Here is a 16,258-nt window from a genome sequence, read left to right as displayed (position 1 = left end):
GACCATCGGCGGCCGGAACCGCGGCCGGAGACCTTCTGTTGCTCCCTGTAGACCGATGTCTTCTCCCTACAGTCCGACGTCGCGGCGGCGGATGTCGTCCAGAGACTCGCGCCGTATCAGCAGCCGCGCCCTGCCGTCGGCCACCGCGACCACCGGCGGGCGGCCGACCAGGTTGTAGCCGGAGGCCATGGACAGGTGGTACGCGCCCGCCACCGGCACCGCGATCAGGTCGCCGGGGCGGATGTCGCCCGGCAGCTCCGCCTCGCCCGCCAGCACGTCCCCGGCCTCGCAGTGGCGTCCGGCCACGGTGGCGGTGGCGGGCGGCGCCGTGCTGGTGCGGCCCACGAGCCGGGGCGCGTAGCGCACTCCGTACAGCGCGGGACGCGGGTTGTCGCTCATCCCGCCGTCCACGGCGACGAAGGTGCGGTGCCCGGTGCGCTTGACCGCCAGGACCCGGTAGAGCGCGATCCCGGCCGGGCCCACGACGGCGCGGCCCGGTTCGATGATCAGCCGTGGCACGGGCAGCCCGGCCGCCGCGCAGCCGTCGGCCAGTTCGGCGCGCAGCCGGGGCCCGAGCGCGGCGATGTCGAGGGTGGGTTCACCGGGACGGTAGGCGATACCGTGCCCGCCGCCCATGTCCAGCTCGGGGAGGGTGACCCCGTGCTGGTCCCGGACCCGGGCCAGCAGTCCGACCATGCGCCGCACCGCCGCCAGATAGGGCTTGCCGGAGGTGATCTGGGAGCCCAGGTGGCAGTGGAGGCCGACCAGTTCCAGACGTGGCTGGTCGAGGATCCGGGCGATGGCGTGGTGCGCCGAGCCGTCGGTGAGCGACAGGCCGAACTTCTGGTCGTCGGTGCCGGTACGGATCTTGGCGTGGCCGCCCGCGGCGATGCCCGGGGCGACCCGGACCATGACCTTCTGGCGGCCGCCCTCGGGCACGGCGACGGCCAGCCGGGCGATCTCCGAGGGGCTGTCGATGACGATGCGCCCGACCCCGAGGCGCAGGGCGGCCTGGAGGTCGTACGGGCTCTTGGCGTTGCCGTGCAGCACGATGTGCTCGGGCGGGAAACCGGTGGTGACCGCGAGTTCGAGCTCTCCGGCCGAGCACACGTCCAGGCCCATGCCCTCCTCCGCCACCCAGTGCGCCATCGCGCGGCACAGGAACGCCTTGGCGGCGTAGAGGACGGCGGCCTCCGGGAAGGCGTCGTGGTAGGCGCGGCAGCGGGCCCGGACCTCGGTCTCGTCGAGCAGGTACACCGGGGTGCCGAAGCGGTCCGCGATCTCGGTGAGGGACACTCCGCCGACGGCCAGGTCCCCGTGGTCCAGCGGGACGGTCGAGGCGGGCCAGACCGACAGTGCGGGGTCGGCGGGCGGTGTGTGGGGCGTGCGGTGCGCGGTGCCGGTGATCAGTGGCGTGGCCATGGCGTCCTCCCTCAGCCGAGCCACACGCCGAGGAGCCCGACGAGGGCGGCGGCCCCCGCCGCCCGCACGGCGCCGACGGCCTGGGGGCTCCAGGTGAGCGTGGTGGTGTCGCGGCGCCGCGGCGCCGGTGGTGCGATGTCGCGGACCGCGAGCCGCGGGTCCACGGTGAGTGAGACGGCGCCGAGCGGTTCGGCGAGGGCGCGCAGCGCCGGTTCGCCGAGCCGGATCCACGGCTGCCGGGCGCCCAGGACCTCGGTCAGCCCCTGCCGGGTGGAGAAGCCGACGGCGGTACGGCCGCCCTGGGGCGTACGGAAGATGCGCACGGCGCAGCCGGCGGGCCCCGGCCGGACGGGGACGTACAGGACGCGTCCGGCCGGGACGGGTTCATCGGGTTCGGAGTCGTCTCCATACAGACGGTCGCTCATGACGTGCCTCCAGGGGAGAGAGGAAGGCCCCGGACCGGGACAGAGGACCGGGACCCGGACAGGACCGTAACCACCGCGGCCCGCGGTGGGCGCTCGTCCCTGACGTGACGCTGACGCGATAACGGAAAGTCTTGACGCGGCGCTGGCGCGGCACGCGGGGCGCACCATGGAAGGGCGGGGCGCGGTCGCGGCAGTGTGCACAGGAGGCCGTCGATGGCACGTGGACGGTTGCGGATCCATCTCGGGGCGGCGCCCGGGGTCGGGAAGACCTACGCCATGCTGCAAGAGGGCCGGCGGCTGTGCGAGCAGGGCGCCGACGTGGTCATCGGCCTGGTCGAACCGCATGGCCGGCGGCTGACCGCGGCCCTGGCCGAGGGGCTGGAGACCGTCCCCCGGCACACCCTGGTCCACCGGGGCACGGCCTTCACCGAGCTGGACCTGGACGCGGTGCTGGCCCGGCACCCCCAGGTCGCTCTGGTCGACGAACTGGCCCACACCAACGTCCCAGGATCGCGCAACGCCAAGCGCTGGCAGGACGTCGAGGAGCTCCTCGACGCCGGGATCGACGTGGTCACCACCCTCAACATCCAGCACCTGGAGTCGCTGAACGACGTCGTACGGCAGATCACCGGCGTCGTCCAGCACGAGACGCTGCCCGACGAGGTGGCGCGCCGCGCCGACGAGATCGAGCTGGTCGACCTGTTGCCGGAGACGCTGCGCCGCCGGCTGGTGCACGGCGACGTCTACCCGCCGGATCGTGTCGAGGGCGCCCTCACCCACTACTTCCGGCTGGGCAACCTCACCGCGCTGCGCGAACTCGCCCTGCTGTGGCTCGCCGACCGGGTCGAGGAGGGGCTTCAGCGCTACCGCGCCGAGCACGGCATCACCGCCCCCTGGGAGACCCGGGAGCGGATCATGGTCGGCCTGACCGGCGGCCCCGAGGGCGAGACGCTGATCCGCCGCGCCGCCCGGATCACCGCCCGGACACCGGGCAGCGAACTGCTGGCCCTGCACATCGTCCCCGGTGACGGACTCACCCTCCCGGCCCCGGGCGCACTGGCCGGGCAGCGGGCCCTGGTGGAGTCGCTGGGCGGCAGCTACCACCAGACCACGGGGGAGGACATCCCCGAGGCGCTGCTGCGGTTCGCCGAGGCCGAGAACGTCACCCAGATCGTGCTGGGCGCCAGCCGCCGGGGGCGGTTCTCGCTGCTGCTGCGGGCCGGTGTGGGGCGGCGGACGATCCACGGGTCCGGCCCCATCGACGTGCATATCGTCACCCACGAACAGGCGGCGGGGGCCGCCTCGCCCCGGCTGCCGCGGCCGCCCCGTGGCACCGGACCGGCGCGGCTGTGGTCCGCGACGGCCGGGGCCGCGGTGCTGCTGCCGCTCCTCACGCTGGTGCTGACCGCGGTGCGCGACCGGGTCGGCCTGCCCGGCGCCCTGATGAGCTACCTGCTGGCGGTCGTCGTGGCCGCTTTCGTCGGCGGGACGTACCCGGCGCTGGCCACGGCGGTCGCGGCGGGGCTGCTCGCCGACTTCTACTTCACCGCGCCCCTGCACTCCCTGAAGGTCACCCGCCCCGTCGACATCGTGGCGCTCGCCGTCTTCCTCACCGCCGCCTGGCTGGTCGGGGCCGCCGCGGGCGCGGCCGCCCGCCGCACCCGGCAGGCGCTGCGCGCCACGTCGGAGGCGCGTGCGCTGAGTCGGCTCGCGGTCGCCATCGCACGCGGCCAGGACCTGCCGGCCCTCCTGGAGCAGGTACGGGAGAACTTCGCCCTGACCTCGCTCAGCCTGCTCCAGCGCGAACCGGGCCATACCGCCGAGCCCCGCTGGTACGTCGTCGCCAGCACCGGTGAACGGCCGCCCGAGCGGCCCTACGAGGGCGATCTGGAGGCCCCCATCGACGACGACCTCACCCTGGCCGCCCGCGGCCACGGCCTCAGCGGCGACGACCAGCGCATCCTCGCCGCCTGCGCCGCGCAGATCGGCATCGCGCACACCCAGGGCCGGCTCACCCGGCACGCCGCCGAGACCGACACCCTCGCCGCCGCCGAACACACCCGCGCCTCGCTGCTCCTCACCGCGAGCCACGATCTGCGGGCGCCGCTGCGCGCGGCCGAGGAGGCGCTCGTCCGCCTGCGCCCCACATCGGACGGGGAGACCCGCGGCATCGCCACCGCCCGGTCGGCGGTGCGCCGCGCCACCCAGCTCCTCACCGACCTGGACGACCTCAGCCGGCTGCACGCCGGGGCGCTCGACCTCTACCTGCGCCCCGTCGACCTCGACGAGGCGCTGACCGCCGCGCTGGACGACCTCGGAACCGGCGGCCACACGCTCGTCCTGCGGCTTCCGGAGCAACCGCCGTACGTCCTCGCCGACGCCGCGCTGCTCACCCGCGTCCTGACCGCGCTCGCGGCCGACGCCCTGCGCCACAGCCCGCCCGGCGCACCGCCCACCCTCACGGCCGAGGCCCGGCCGGGCCACCTGACGATCCGCATCACGGACGGCATCGATCCCGATACGGAGCGCGATGGCTCCCGTGCCGATGCCCGCGCCGACAGTCTGCCCCTGCGGCTGTCCCGCGACCTCGGCGAGGCGATGGGCGGCACCCTGGACCACACCACCACCGGCGGCGCCTTCTCCGTGACCCTCACCCTGCCCACGGCCGCACACCGCATCGCCCCCTCACCCGCCGGACCGTGACCGCGCCCACTCCGGCTTGCCGCTTTGGTGATCCGCGCACCACGCGCCGGGCGGACTTGGCACGGTGGGACCATGACGAGCATTGATCCGGACACACCTGGCACGGACGTACCTCGCACGGACACTTCACACACCGACACAGCTCGCACCGACGCGTCGCGCGCCGACGCACCTCGCACGGACACCTCCGGGACCACCGAGCCGCCGCGCCGGGTGCCCGCCGTTCAGGCGATGCGGGGCGCGGCACGGCAGTTGGGGGAGTTGCTCGGCGCCGCGCCGGAGCGGGTCTCCGCGCTCCAGCCGACCCCGGACGGATGGCTGGCCGATGTGGAGATGGTGGAGCTGGAGCGGGTGCCGGAGACCATGACCATCCTGGCCACCTACCGTGTGACGCTCGACTCACAGGGGCAGCTCCTCGGCTATGAGCGGCAACGCCGTTACGCGCGCGGCCAGCTCGACCGTGGACGTTAGGGCCTGTCCGGGGTTGTGATCTGGGCTCGCGGGGCGTGGTACGTACGCTCGCAAGGGCGACCAGGCACGGCCGCCCTTCCGCCGGGTCTCCCCGACGCGCCCCGCGCCGATGCCTCCCGCTCGCGCGGGGCCGTTCCCCGTGTGCGCCTCATGTGTCACATCCGCCTCATGCGTGAACGCCGCCGCCGCGGCCCCCGTATGAGAGCGGACAGCTGACCGAACGCGAGCGAGAGGAAGCACACGTGACCGTCATGACGCAGACCGGCGGGCCGCCTGCCACCGCATCGACCGGTTCGGGGACCGGAAGCCTCTTCGACATCCTCGAACTCATCCTGGACCGTGGCCTCGTCATCGACGTCTTCATCCGGGTCTCCCTCGTCGGTATCGAGATTCTGAAGATCGACATCCGGATCGTCATCGCCAGCGTGGACACCTATCTGCGGTTCGCCGAGGCGTGCAACCGCCTCGACCTGGAATCCGGCCGCAAGGCCCCGGACAAGCTGAGCGACATCGTCGGCAACATCGTCGAGGGCGGCGCCCGGGGCAGGACCGAGGGGGTTATCGGCGGCGCCCTCGGGGCCATCGGCGATGTCTTCGGCCGTGACGACGACCGCGACGACGAGGACAAGTGACCATGTCCGTCTACATCTACGCGATCACCGGATCCGGCCATCCGCTGCGGCTGACGGGGCTGCGTGCGGTGGGCGGCGGCTCCGCCCCGCGCGCGGTCACCGCCGGACCGCTGGCCTGTGTGGTGAGTCCGGCGCCGCCGGAGCTGCGCCCCAAGCGCCGCGACCTCGCCGCCCACCAGGAGGTCCAGGAGCGGCTGATGGCGGATGGCGCGGTGCTGCCGATGCGCTTCGGAATGCTGGTGCCCGACGACGCCGCGGTGACCGCGGCGCTGGACGGCGGGCGCGCCGAATACGTCCGCAGACTGGAGGGGCTGCGCGCCACCACGGAGTTCAACCTGAAGGCGGCCCGTTCACAGGACGATCTGCTGCGGGAGGTGCTCACCGAGTCCGGCGAGGCCCGGCGCCTCAACGAACGCACCCGCGACGGCGGCGGGTCGTACGCGGACCGGGTGGCCCTCGGCGAACTGGTCGCCCGTCAGCTGGACGCACGGCAGCGGCTGCTCGCCGAGCAGGTCGTCGGGCGGCTGTCGGAGATGGCCCGCGACAAGGTGGTGGCGTCCCCGGCCGGGGACGACTTCCTCAACGCCTCGTTCCTGGTGGAGCAGGGGCGCGCCGAGGAGTTCTCGCGGGCCGCGGGGCAGCTGGCACAGGGCTATGGAGAGGGCTACGACTTCCGGCTGCGCGGCCCCCTGCCGCCGTACAGCTTCGTGGCCTGAGGGGACGGGAGCGCCATGGGACTGCTGACCGGGCTGCTCGCCTTTCCGCTGGCGCCGGTGCGTACGACCGTCTGGGTCGCCGAGCAGATGGCCGCGGCCGCCGAGCGCGAGTACTACGACCCGGAGCCGGTCCGGCGCGCCCTCGCCGAACTGGAGCGGGACCTGCTGGCCGGGCGGATCGACGAGGACGAGTACGACCGCCGCGAGAACGAGTTGCTGGACCGGCTGGACCGGCTTGACGAGCGGAGACGAGCCCCGTGACGACGACAGGACCGGTGGCGGGCGGGCTGGGACCGCCGCGCCCGCCCACCCCGTACGACCAGCGGGCGCAGGACGCCCCCTCGCTCGCCGACATCCTGGAACGGGTGCTGGACAAGGGCGTGGTGATCGCGGGCGACATCCGCATCAACCTGCTGGACATCGAGCTGCTCACCATCAAGCTCCGGCTGCTCGTCGCCTCCGTCGACAAGGCGAAGGAGATGGGCATCGACTGGTGGGAGCACGATCCGTCGCTCTCCTCCGCCGCCCGCACCCGGGCCGTGGCGGACGGCGACGCGGAGCGGTCCCTCACCGAGGAGAACGCCCGGCTGCGCGCCGAGATCGCGGCGCTGCGGGCCCGGACCGAGAACAGGAGCGTGGACGGGTGACCGACAACGCACAGCCACCGCACATGGTGTACGCCTACGCGGTGCTGCGCCCCACCCCGGAGGCCGCGCGGGCGGTCGCCGCGGTGCGCGGGGTGGCCGATGAACAGGTGGGGCTCGTGGAGACCGGGGACCTGGCCGCGGCCGTCGGCCCGGTCCCGGCCGAGGAGTTCGAGGAGGACGCGCTGCGGGCGGGTCTTGAGCGGCTGCCCCGGCTGGCGGCGCTGGCCCGCGGCCACCACGGGGTGGTGGCGGCGCTGGCCCCGCTGGGCGCCGTACTGCCGCTGCGGCTGGCCACCGTCTACCGGGACGAGGACCGGGTGCGGCAGATCCTCCAGGAGCGCCGCGACCAGTTCCTGCCGTTGCTGGAACGGCTCGCAGGGCATGTCGAATGGGGCGTCAAGGTCTATACGGATCCCGGGGATCCCGCGGATCAGGCGGATCAGGCGGATCACTCGGGTTCCGCGGATCAGGCGGATTCCGGGGCGCGGGACGGCGCGGCGGCGTCCGAGGCCGCGGGTGAGCGGGCCCTTAGTCCGGGCCGGGCCTACCTCGCCGCCCGTGTCCGGCGTCGGCGGGGCGCCGAGGACGCCTGGCAGGCGGCGGCGCGAGCGGCCGCGCGCATCGCCGAGGAGGCCGGGGCCCTGGCGGTGGGGAGGGTCGCCCATCGGCCGCAGCGCGGCGAACTCGCTAAGGCGGCGGCCGGTGGCGAAAAGGCCGGTGGCGAAAAGGGCGGTGGCGAAAAGGCCGGTGGCGAAAAGGGCGGTGGCGAGCAGCCTGGTGGTGCGCATGCCGGTGGCGCGAAGGCCCGTGGCGAGAACATCGCCAACGACGCGTATCTGGTGCCCGCCGCCCGCGCCGAGGACTTCCGCTCCCGTGTCCTGGCCGCCGCCGACGGGCAGCCCGGGGTGCGCGTCGAGGTGACGGGACCCTGGGCGCCGTACTCCTTCTCCCTCCCGCCCGAGGCGGCCGTCCGGCCGGAGCCCGCATGAGGGGCGCGCTGGACGAGGAGGACGCACGGGCGCTCGCGGGCCGCGAGGTCGCCCTGATCGACCTGCTGGACCGGCTGCTCCAGGGCGGGGTCGTGCTCACCGGGGACCTGGTTCTGTCCATCGCCGATGTCGATCTCGTACGGATCGATCTGCGCGCGGTCATCGCCCCCGTCGACGCCGAACACCCCGCTCCCACGCTGCCCTGACCGCTGCCCGAGACCGTCCCCGCACCGAGAGGAAACCCCCGCCCATGTCAGCCCCCTCCGGCGCCGCCGCCCAGCGGCTGCGCACCGACCCGGACACGGTCGAGCGCGATCTGGCCAAGCTGGTGCTGACCGTGGTCGAGCTGCTGCGTCAGCTGATGGAGCGCCAGGCGCTGCACCGCGTCGACAAAGGCGATCTGACGGAGGAGCAGGAGGAGCGGATCGGCATGACGCTGATGATTCTCCAGCGGCGCATGGACGAGATGTGCGTCCGTCACGGCCTGCGGATGGAGGACCTCAACCTCGACCTCGGCCCGCTCGGCACCCTCCTGTCGCCGACGGGCCCGACCTCCGGGTAGGCACACCCGTCCCCGTCCCCGTCCCCGTCCCCGTCGCCCTCCCGGCCACTTCCGGCGGTCAGTTCTTGCGCGGCCGCGGCTCGGCCCGGTCGATCAACTGCCCTCGCAGCACGGTGAGTTGGTGGGACGCTTCGACGGCCCGGGACTCGTCCAGGGAGGCGAGGGCCAGGACGAGGGTGTCCACGACGACGATGCCCGCCAGGGATTCGGCGGTGATGCCGGTCGGGGTGTGCGGGGCGCTGATCACCACATCGGCGTGGGTGGCCAGCGGGCCGGTGGGGACGTCGGTGACCAGTACGACGCCCGCGCCGACGGCCCGCGCCCGGTCGGTGAGCACGGTGAACTCCCGCAGCCGGCGGCCGGGATGGAGGATCACCACCGCGTCCCCGCGGCCGAGGCCCAGCAGTTCGTCGGCCATGGTGAAGCCGGTGGCGCCGACGAAGCGGGCCCGGCGGCCGGCCCGGCGCAGCTTCAGCACCAGATGGCGGGCGGCGAGCTCCGAGGCGCCGACGCCGTAGGCCACCACCTCACGCGCGTCCGCCAGCGTCTGTACCGCTTGCTTGAGCACATCCGTCTCCAGCAGGCGGCGGCACTGGTCGAGGCGCTCCGTGGCCTCGTCGAAGACCCGGTCCTTGATCTCGTCCAGGTCGTGGCCGACCCGGGCGATGCGCTGTTTGAGCCGCTCCTCGGGGGCGGTGGCGGAGGTGAAGCCGGCGGCCAGCTCCCGCTTGAGCGCGGGCAGACCGGAGTAGCCGAGGCGTTGCAGGGCGCGTACCACGGTGGCGTTGCTGGTGCCGCTGGCCGCGCCCAGCTCCTGCGCGCTCGCGAACAGCAGATTCTCCGGTGGGGCGCTTGCCAGGTACTGGGCCACCACCCGCTCCGAAGCGGACAGCTCGCCCCACATGTCCCGGACCGCGGCGGCCAGTCGTGTCGTCCCCGTAACGTCTTTCGGTTCGCTCATTACAACTATTGACTTCCCTGTGTCGGACATTACTATCTGGGCTCACCGTTCCAAGAACGCTGATTTCTGAAACAAACATTACAGCCCGTCCTGGGCCCCGGCCTCGGAACACAGGAGTGCCATGACAGCCGCCACCATCCCCACCGTCGAGATCTCCGGCCCGCCGGCCGAGCGCGGCCGCCAGTACGGCGAGGCGGCACGCGGAAAGATCGGCGCGGCGCTCGCCTATTACGAGGAGGCGTTCGGCGAATCGTCGGGGCTGACCTGGGCGCAGGTCACCGCGCGCGCCGAGCGCTGGCTGGAGCCGGTGCGCGGATACGCCCCCGAGCTCGTCGAGGAGATGACCGGAATCGCCGAGGGGGCGGGGGTCGGACTCCTGGATGTGCTCGCCCTCAACGCCCGTGGCGAGATCATTTACGACCAGACCTTCGCCCGGATGCGGGCCCGCGCGGACGCCGTGGCGGACGTCGCGGACGACCGGGAGGTGACCGACGGCTGTACGTCCTTCGCCGTGCTGGGCGAGGCGAGCGGTGATGGACACGTCTACTGCGGCCAGAACTGGGACTGGCGCGCGGGCGCCGCGGACACCGTCCTGATGCTCCGTATCGTCCAGCCCCCGCACCCCACCGTGATCATGCAGGTCGAGGCGGGGCAGATCGGCCGCCAGGGCGCCAACTCCGCGGGTATCGCGCTCAACGCCAACGGCCTCGGCGGCCGGTTCGACGACACCGTGGGGCTGCCCCAGACCGTGATCCGCCGCCGGGTGCTGGACAGCGAGTCGATCAGCGAAGCGGTCGACGTGCTGTGCCGCACCCGCGGCCATATCGCCAGCAACGCCCTGCTGACCTGCCGCGAAGGCTTCGCCCTCGACCTGGAGACCACTCCGGGCGCACACGGCTGGCTGTATCCGGACCAGGGCCTGCTCGTCCACGGCAACCACTACCAGACCACCGTCCCCGTCCAGCTCGCGGCCCGCTACCGCCCCGAGTCCTCCGACTCGCTGATCCGGGTGCCCCGGGCCGAGGCCGGGCTGCGCCGGCTGCGCGAGGCCACCACACCGGACGAATCCCGCAAGCTGATCCACCAGGCCATGTCCGACCACCTCGGCCACCCCGAGGGCCTGTGCACCCACCCCGACACCCGGCAGCCCCCGGTCAAATGGTGGATGACGCTGCTGTCGTCCTGTGTGGACCTGACCTCCGGCGACTACCACGTGACCCCCGGAACCCCCTGCGACCACGAGTACCAGCATCTGCCCTGGAACCTCTACGACGGCCCGCACGCCCCGAACTGACGCGCCACCACGTCCGAACGATCAGCGCCATCACGTCCGAACGACCAGAGAGCCTGCCATGAAAACCAAGCTCTGTACCACCGCAGTCGGCCTCGCGGGAGCCCTGCTGTTCACCGCCGGGTGCTCCGGCGCCACCTCCGGGGGCGGCGGCGCGTCCGTCGATCCCGCCAAGCTCGAGCTCACCGACACCACACCCAAGGCGTCCGGCGCGGCCGCCACGGTGAACTGGCTCGTGGAACAGGAGCCCGCCACCTTGGACATGGACGCCCAGGGCGGCAGCAGCACCCGCACCGTGATGGCCAACGTCTGTGAACGGCTGCTTCTGCTCCGGCCCGATATGACCACCGCACCGCGCCTTGCCGAGAAGGCCGAGTACACCGGCGAGAAGAAGCTGGTCCTCACCCTGCGCGACGACGTCACCTTCCACGACGGCGCCCGGATGACCGCCGACGACGTGGTGTGGAGCCTCAAGCGGCACGCCCGGCCGGAGATGAACGAGTCGGACGAGTACGAGGACGTCGACACGATCGCCAAGACCGGCCCGGCCGAGGTCACCATCACCTTCAAGAAGCCGAGCGCCCTGTTCACCAAGGCCCTCGCCGGTGACGCCGGGATCGTCATGGAGCGCAAGGCGGTGGAGAAGCAGGGCGACGACTTCGGCACCCCCGGCCACCCCGACGCCTGCACCGGCCCGTACCGGGTGAAGAGCTGGAACTCCGGCTCCTCCCTCACCATCGAGCGCCACGCCGACTACTGGGACCGCGGCATCCGCCCGCTGACGAAGGAGGTCGTCTTCCGCTGGGCCTCCGGCAGCGCGCTGGTCAACTCCCTGTCCACCGGTGCCTCGGACGGCGCCTATCTGACGGCCACCGGCCCGGCCGCCGTCCTGTCCAAGAAGAAGGGCGTGCGCGCCTACTACGGGCAGTCCACCACCGCCTGGTCGCTCAGCCCCACCGACAGCGGTGCGCTGAAGGACGCCCGGCTGCGCAAGGCGCTGTCGCTGGCGATGGACCGCGAGGGCATCGCCAAGTCCGGTTTCAACGGTCTCGCCGAGCCCTGGGCGACCCCCGTGGGCCCGGGGGCGTGGGGCTATGAGAAGGCCGCCTTCCAGAAGGCGCAGCAGGCCCTGGAGCGCTCAAGCGCGTACACCGCCTCGCCGTCCGCGGACGACATCGAGCGGGCGAAGAAGCTGGTCGAGCGGGCCGGGGCGCCCGCGAAGCCGATCGTCGTCTCCAGCGACGGCAGCGAGAGCCAGACGGTCATCACCAACGCGGTGCGCGGCGCGGCCCAGAAGATCGGGCTGAAGGTGACCGTCAAGACGGTCGCGTCCAGCCGTTACGACGAGTTCTTCGCCGATCCGAAGTCCCGGAACGGCTTCGATCTGATACCGGTCGACTGGTACATCTCCAAGGCCGACCCGGCGGGCTTCTACGACAACGGCCTCACCGGCAACGCCAACAACTGGCTCGGCTACTCGGACAAGGGCTATGACGCCCTCGTCCGCAAGGCCCAGCAGACCATCGACGACCGAAAGCGCGCGGACCTCGTCATCGACGCCCAGGCCAAGTTCGCCGACGACGCGGTGTGGATCCCCCTGGTGCAGGTGCCGTCGGTGATGGTGCTCGGCGACAAGTACACCGGCCCGCCCGCGTCCATGGTGTCGATGTACTACCCGTGGGCCGCCGACCTCGGCGTGAAGAAGGGCTGACACCATGATCCGCGGACTGCCGCGGCGGATCGCCGGTCTGCTCGCCACGCTGCTCGCCGCCTCGTTCATCATCTTCGCCGCCGTCTACGCGGCCCCCGGGGACCCCGCCGTCCTCCTCTCCGGCAGCAGACAGGAACTCACCCCGGAGAAGCTCGCGGCGGTCCGCGCGGAGCACCACCTCGACGAGCCGCTCGTCGTCCAGTACGGCCGGTGGCTGTGGGACGGCGTCCAGGGCGACCTGGGCCGGTCGTTCCAGTACCGCGACCATGTGGCCGACCTGATCGGGGCGCGGCTGCCGACCACCCTGGAACTCGTCGCCTACGCCACGCTGTTCTTCGTGGTGCTGGGCGTCGGCTCCGGGGTGCTGGCCGCGCTGCGCCGCGGCTGGGTGGACTCGGCGGTCGTCGGCGGCACCACGCTCGCCGCCTCCGTCCCCGCCTTCGTGGCGGCCATCGCGCTGGTCTCGCTGTTCGGGGTGCGTCTTGGCTGGTTCCCGGTGACCGGCCAGGGCGAGGGGTTCGCCGGACGGCTGCACCATCTGACGCTCCCCGCGTTCGCGCTCGCCCTCAGCGCGCTCGCCGTGATCAGCCGGGTCACCCGGCAGGCGATGGCCGAGGCGTACGCCTCGGACCATGTGGAGGCCGCCCGCGCCTCCGGACAGTCGGAGCGTCAGATCGTCCTCCGGCATGTGCTGCGCAACGCGCTCGGCCCGATCGTCACCATGTGCGGCCTCGTGATGGCGGGCATGCTCGCCGGAACGGTGGTGGTCGAGACCGCCTTCGGCCTCAGCGGGATCGGCTCGCTGCTGGTGAGCGCGATCAGCACACATGACTTCCCGGTCACCCAGGCGGTGCTGCTGCTGATGGTCATCGGCTATGTCGTGGTGACGACGCTGGTCGACCTGGTCCATCCGCTGATCGACCCCCGGGTCGCGCCGGGCGTCACACCGGGAACCAAGCCGGAAGGAAAGACCGCATGACGACAGTGACGGCCGGGGCACTGATCCCGGTGCGGGTACGGGCACGCCGCCCGGTCCCGGTGATGATCGCGGGCGGCTTTCTCGCCCTGGTCGTGGTGGCGGCGGTGTGCGCACCCCTGATCGCCCCGCACGCGCCCGACGCGGTCGACCTGTCCGCCTCGCTCGCGGGGACCACTTCCCAGCATCCGCTGGGCACCGACGCCTCGGGGCAGGACCTGCTCTCCCGCGTCCTGTACGGCGCCCGGTCCAGCCTGCTGGCACCCCTGGCGCTGCTCGCGCTGGCCGCGCTGCTCGGCGTCACGATCGGCACGGTCGCGGCGTGGCGCGGCGGCTGGGTGGACACTCTGCTCTCCCGGGTGACCGATGTGATGTACGCCTTCCCCGGCCTGCTCTTCGTCGTCCTGGTGATCGCGGTCTTCGGCGACGGCCTCACCACGTCGATCATCGCCCTGGGGCTCGCCTACGCGCCCACCATCGCGCGGTACACCCGCAGCCTCGCCCTCGCCGAGCGGTCCAAGCCGTACATCGACGCCTACCGGGTCCAGGGCATGAGCGGGGCACGGATCTGCGTACGCCACCTGGTGCCCAATCTGGCCGGGGCGATCGTCGGCTATCTCGTGGTGCTCTTCGGCGAGGGGCTGATGAGCCTGGCCACGCTCAGCTATCTGGGCTTCGGCGCCGGATCGCCCTCGATCGACTGGGGGCTGATGGTGCAGGAGGGACAGGACGCCGTGGTGCAGGGGGCGCTGCTGCCGGCCCTGGTACCGGGCGCGGCCATCGCCGCCGTCGTGGTGGCCTTCAACATCGTCGGGGTCCGGGTCTCGGACCGGCTGGGCAAGGGGAGGTAGCCGGCCATGCTGCTGGACATCGAGGATCTCACCATCCGGCTGCCGGCCGGCGCCGCCGCCCGGCCGATGCTGGCGGATGTGTCGCTGAGGGTCGGCAGGGGTGAAGTGGTCGGCCTGGTCGGCGAGTCCGGCTCGGGCAAGTCCACCACGGCACGGGCGGTGCTGCGCATGCTCCCCGAGGGGGCGCGGACCTCCGGCTCGGTGTGGGTGGACGGCGAGGACGTCCTCGCCATGGACCCGGCCCGGCTCCGCCGGCACCGCTCCCGCACCGTCTCCATGATCTTCCAGGACCCGCGCTCCGCGATGAACCCGGTCCGCCGGATCGGCGACTTCCTCACCGATCCGCTCACCCGGGTCCTCGGCCTGCCCCGGCGCGCCGCGGTGGCCAGGGCGGCCGAACTGCTGGCCTCGGTGGGGCTGTCCGACCCGGAGCGTCGGATGCGACAGCGCCCGCACGAGCTGTCCGGCGGCATGCTCCAGCGGGTCGTGATCGCCGCCGCCCTGTCCACCGACCCCGACCTCCTCCTCGCCGACGAGGCGACGAGCGCGCTGGACGCGACCACCCAGGCGGAGGTCCTGGCCCTGCTGCGGGACATCCAGGAGGAGCGGCGGCGGGCCGGAAGCGGCCTCGGGACGCTCTTCATCACCCACGACCTGCCGCTCGCGGCCGCCTACTGCGACCGTGTGTATGTGATGTACGCGGGCCGGATGGTGGAACATCAGCCCGCCCGCGGGCTGTTCGCCGACCCCCGGCACCCCTACACCCGCGGCCTGCTGGACTGCTCGCCCACCCTGGGGGACAACCGCGAACCGCGCCCCATCCCCGGCCGCCCGCCGTCCCTCTCCGACGCCTTCACCGGCTGCCCCTTCCTCCCGCGCTGCGCACGGGCCGAGGCGGAGTGCGAGACCTGGGCGCCGGTGGCGGTCCCGTTCGGCGGCGCCGACGGCGATGGCGATGGCGATGGCGACGGATCGGCGGAGGGCGGCTCCGCGGCCTGCCGCCGACTGGAACTCGTATCGAGGAGCAGCGCATGACCGGGCCCGCACTCGTCGTACAGGGGCTGCGCAAGAGCTATGCGCTCCCGGGCGGTGGCCGGACGACCGCCGTGGCCGACGTCTCGTTCTCCGTCCCGGCGGGCGGTTCGCTGGGCATCGTCGGGGAGTCCGGCTCCGGCAAGACCACCGTGGCCCGGATCCTGGTGGGCCTGGTGCGCCCGGACGCCGGGACGATCACGGTCAACGGCCGGGAGCGCACGCCGGGACGGAGAAGGGGCGGAATGCCGCTCGGACCGGGCGCGCGCAGGGCGGCCCGGCTGAGCCGCGCCCGCGAGATCCAGATCGTCTTCCAGGATCCGTATGTCTCGCTCGACCCGCGCCTGACCGCGCGTCAGTGCCTGCACACCGCCCTGCGGCTGCACGGCCGGTACGAGGGGCAGGCCGCCACCGGCCGGATCGGCGAGCTGCTCGACCAGGTGGGCCTGGGCAAGCGGGAGGCCGACGCCCGCCCGCGCGGTCTTTCGGGCGGGCAGCGCCAGCGGCTGGCCATCGCCCGTGCGCTGGCCGTGGAACCCGAGGTGCTGGTCCTGGACGAGGCGGTGGCGGCGCTGGACGTGTCCATCCAGGCGCAGATCCTCCGGCTGCTCGCCGACATCCGCCGGGAGACCGGTGTGGCCCTGGTCTTCGTCAGCCATGACCTGGCCGTCGTACGGCACATCACGGACGACACGCTGGTGATGCGGCGCGGCCGCGCGGTCGAGACGGGCCCGACGGCCCGGGTGCTGGAATCCCCGGAGGACCCGTACACCCGGCTTCTGCTGTCATCGGTGCCGCACGACGGCTGGGACCCGGCGGAGACGGTACGGCTGCGGGCGGAACTCGCCGAGCGGTGAGCGCGGACCGGC

18 protein-coding genes are annotated in these 16,258 nt (G+C 73.0%); 15 read left to right on the top strand and 3 right to left on the bottom strand.

Annotation, left to right across the window (positions count from 1 at the left end; all coding sequences use genetic code 11):
* Window positions 1–66: 66 nt before the first annotated feature.
* Both lysA and AB0E24_RS09935 read right to left on the bottom strand, forming a co-directional pair.
* Window positions 67–1,422: a diaminopimelate decarboxylase gene (lysA, locus tag AB0E24_RS09940; protein ID WP_359375919.1), complete on the bottom strand. Its 1,356-nt coding sequence runs from the start codon at window positions 1,420–1,422 to the stop codon at window positions 67–69.
* An 11-nt stretch (window positions 1,423–1,433) separates the two neighbouring features.
* Complete coding sequence (locus AB0E24_RS09935; RefSeq protein ID WP_359375917.1) at window positions 1,434–1,847, bottom strand: SAV_915 family protein; 414 nt, start codon at window positions 1,845–1,847, stop codon at window positions 1,434–1,436.
* A 213-nt stretch (window positions 1,848–2,060) separates the two neighbouring features.
* Between AB0E24_RS09935 and AB0E24_RS09930 the strand changes: the two genes are divergently transcribed.
* The 9 genes from AB0E24_RS09930 to AB0E24_RS09890 all read left to right on the top strand — a co-directional run bounded on the left by AB0E24_RS09930 (window position 2,061) and on the right by AB0E24_RS09890 (window position 8,567).
* Window positions 2,061–4,550 (top strand): sensor histidine kinase, encoded by a 2,490-nt coding sequence (locus AB0E24_RS09930; protein WP_359375915.1) that lies wholly within the window; start codon window positions 2,061–2,063, stop codon window positions 4,548–4,550.
* Between the two features lie 72 nt (window positions 4,551–4,622).
* Window positions 4,623–5,021: a gas vesicle protein GvpO gene (locus tag AB0E24_RS09925; RefSeq protein ID WP_359375913.1), complete on the top strand. Its 399-nt coding sequence runs from the start codon at window positions 4,623–4,625 to the stop codon at window positions 5,019–5,021.
* A 251-nt stretch (window positions 5,022–5,272) separates the two neighbouring features.
* Complete coding sequence (gene gvpJ, locus AB0E24_RS09920; RefSeq protein ID WP_079153708.1) at window positions 5,273–5,653, top strand: gas vesicle protein GvpJ; 381 nt, start codon at window positions 5,273–5,275, stop codon at window positions 5,651–5,653.
* A 2-nt stretch (window positions 5,654–5,655) separates the two neighbouring features.
* Window positions 5,656–6,369, top strand: coding sequence for a GvpL/GvpF family gas vesicle protein (locus AB0E24_RS09915; RefSeq protein WP_359375911.1), 714 nt, complete (start codon window positions 5,656–5,658; stop codon window positions 6,367–6,369).
* Between the two features lie 15 nt (window positions 6,370–6,384).
* Window positions 6,385–6,630, top strand: a complete 246-nt coding sequence (locus tag AB0E24_RS09910) for a gas vesicle protein GvpG (RefSeq protein ID WP_102936900.1) — start codon at window positions 6,385–6,387, stop codon at window positions 6,628–6,630.
* The gene (locus tag AB0E24_RS09905) at window positions 6,627–7,016 is read left to right on the top strand and encodes a gas vesicle protein GvpJ (protein WP_371352198.1); all 390 of its coding nucleotides are present in this window, start codon (window positions 6,627–6,629) and stop codon (window positions 7,014–7,016) included. Before AB0E24_RS09910 ends, AB0E24_RS09905 begins: the two co-directional genes overlap by 4 nt.
* On the top strand, window positions 7,013–8,005 hold the full coding sequence (locus tag AB0E24_RS09900) for a GvpL/GvpF family gas vesicle protein (RefSeq protein ID WP_359375908.1): 993 nt from the start codon (window positions 7,013–7,015) through the stop codon (window positions 8,003–8,005). The genes AB0E24_RS09905 and AB0E24_RS09900 overlap by 4 nt, the downstream gene beginning before the upstream one ends.
* Window positions 8,002–8,211 carry a gas vesicle protein gene (locus AB0E24_RS09895; protein ID WP_079259537.1) on the top strand — a complete coding sequence of 70 codons (210 nt, stop codon included), beginning with the start codon at window positions 8,002–8,004 and terminating at the stop codon, window positions 8,209–8,211. The genes AB0E24_RS09900 and AB0E24_RS09895 overlap by 4 nt, the downstream gene beginning before the upstream one ends.
* A complete protein-coding gene (locus AB0E24_RS09890) occupies window positions 8,208–8,567 on the top strand; it encodes a gas vesicle protein K (protein WP_359376347.1) in 360 nt (119 codons plus the stop codon). Before AB0E24_RS09895 ends, AB0E24_RS09890 begins: the two co-directional genes overlap by 4 nt.
* A 58-nt stretch (window positions 8,568–8,625) precedes the next feature.
* On the opposite strand, the gene AB0E24_RS09885 is transcribed toward AB0E24_RS09890, so the two are convergent.
* Window positions 8,626–9,528, bottom strand: a complete 903-nt coding sequence (locus AB0E24_RS09885; RefSeq protein WP_359375906.1) for a MurR/RpiR family transcriptional regulator — start codon at window positions 9,526–9,528, stop codon at window positions 8,626–8,628.
* Window positions 9,529–9,649: 121 nt separating this feature from the next.
* Here AB0E24_RS09885 and AB0E24_RS09880 point away from each other — a divergent pair, with 121 nt between their 5' ends.
* From AB0E24_RS09880 to AB0E24_RS09855, 6 genes are read left to right on the top strand one after another with little or no spacing between them, the layout of a single operon-like run.
* A complete protein-coding gene (locus AB0E24_RS09880; RefSeq protein ID WP_079259539.1) occupies window positions 9,650–10,822 on the top strand; it encodes a C45 family autoproteolytic acyltransferase/hydrolase in 1,173 nt (390 codons plus the stop codon).
* A gap of 58 nt (window positions 10,823–10,880) precedes the next feature.
* Complete coding sequence (locus AB0E24_RS09875) at window positions 10,881–12,530, top strand: ABC transporter substrate-binding protein (RefSeq protein WP_359375903.1); 1,650 nt, start codon at window positions 10,881–10,883, stop codon at window positions 12,528–12,530.
* Between the two features lie 4 nt (window positions 12,531–12,534).
* Entirely contained in the window at window positions 12,535–13,509 is a 975-nt protein-coding gene (locus AB0E24_RS09870) for an ABC transporter permease (RefSeq protein ID WP_359375901.1), read from the top strand.
* Window positions 13,506–14,357: an ABC transporter permease gene (locus AB0E24_RS09865; protein ID WP_359375899.1), complete on the top strand. Its 852-nt coding sequence runs from the start codon at window positions 13,506–13,508 to the stop codon at window positions 14,355–14,357. The genes AB0E24_RS09870 and AB0E24_RS09865 overlap by 4 nt, the downstream gene beginning before the upstream one ends.
* 6 nt (window positions 14,358–14,363) lie before the next feature.
* The gene (locus AB0E24_RS09860; RefSeq protein WP_359375897.1) at window positions 14,364–15,392 is read left to right on the top strand and encodes an ABC transporter ATP-binding protein; all 1,029 of its coding nucleotides are present in this window, start codon (window positions 14,364–14,366) and stop codon (window positions 15,390–15,392) included.
* Window positions 15,389–16,246: an ABC transporter ATP-binding protein gene (locus AB0E24_RS09855; RefSeq protein WP_100805721.1), complete on the top strand. Its 858-nt coding sequence runs from the start codon at window positions 15,389–15,391 to the stop codon at window positions 16,244–16,246. The genes AB0E24_RS09860 and AB0E24_RS09855 overlap by 4 nt, the downstream gene beginning before the upstream one ends.
* The last annotated feature ends 12 nt before the right edge of the window (window positions 16,247–16,258 follow it).

The organism is Streptomyces malaysiensis subsp. malaysiensis (genome assembly GCF_040653035.1).
GTDB classification, from domain to species: domain Bacteria; phylum Actinomycetota; class Actinomycetes; order Streptomycetales; family Streptomycetaceae; genus Streptomyces; species Streptomyces malaysiensis.
This window is presented reverse-complemented; position numbering and strand designations above follow the sequence as displayed.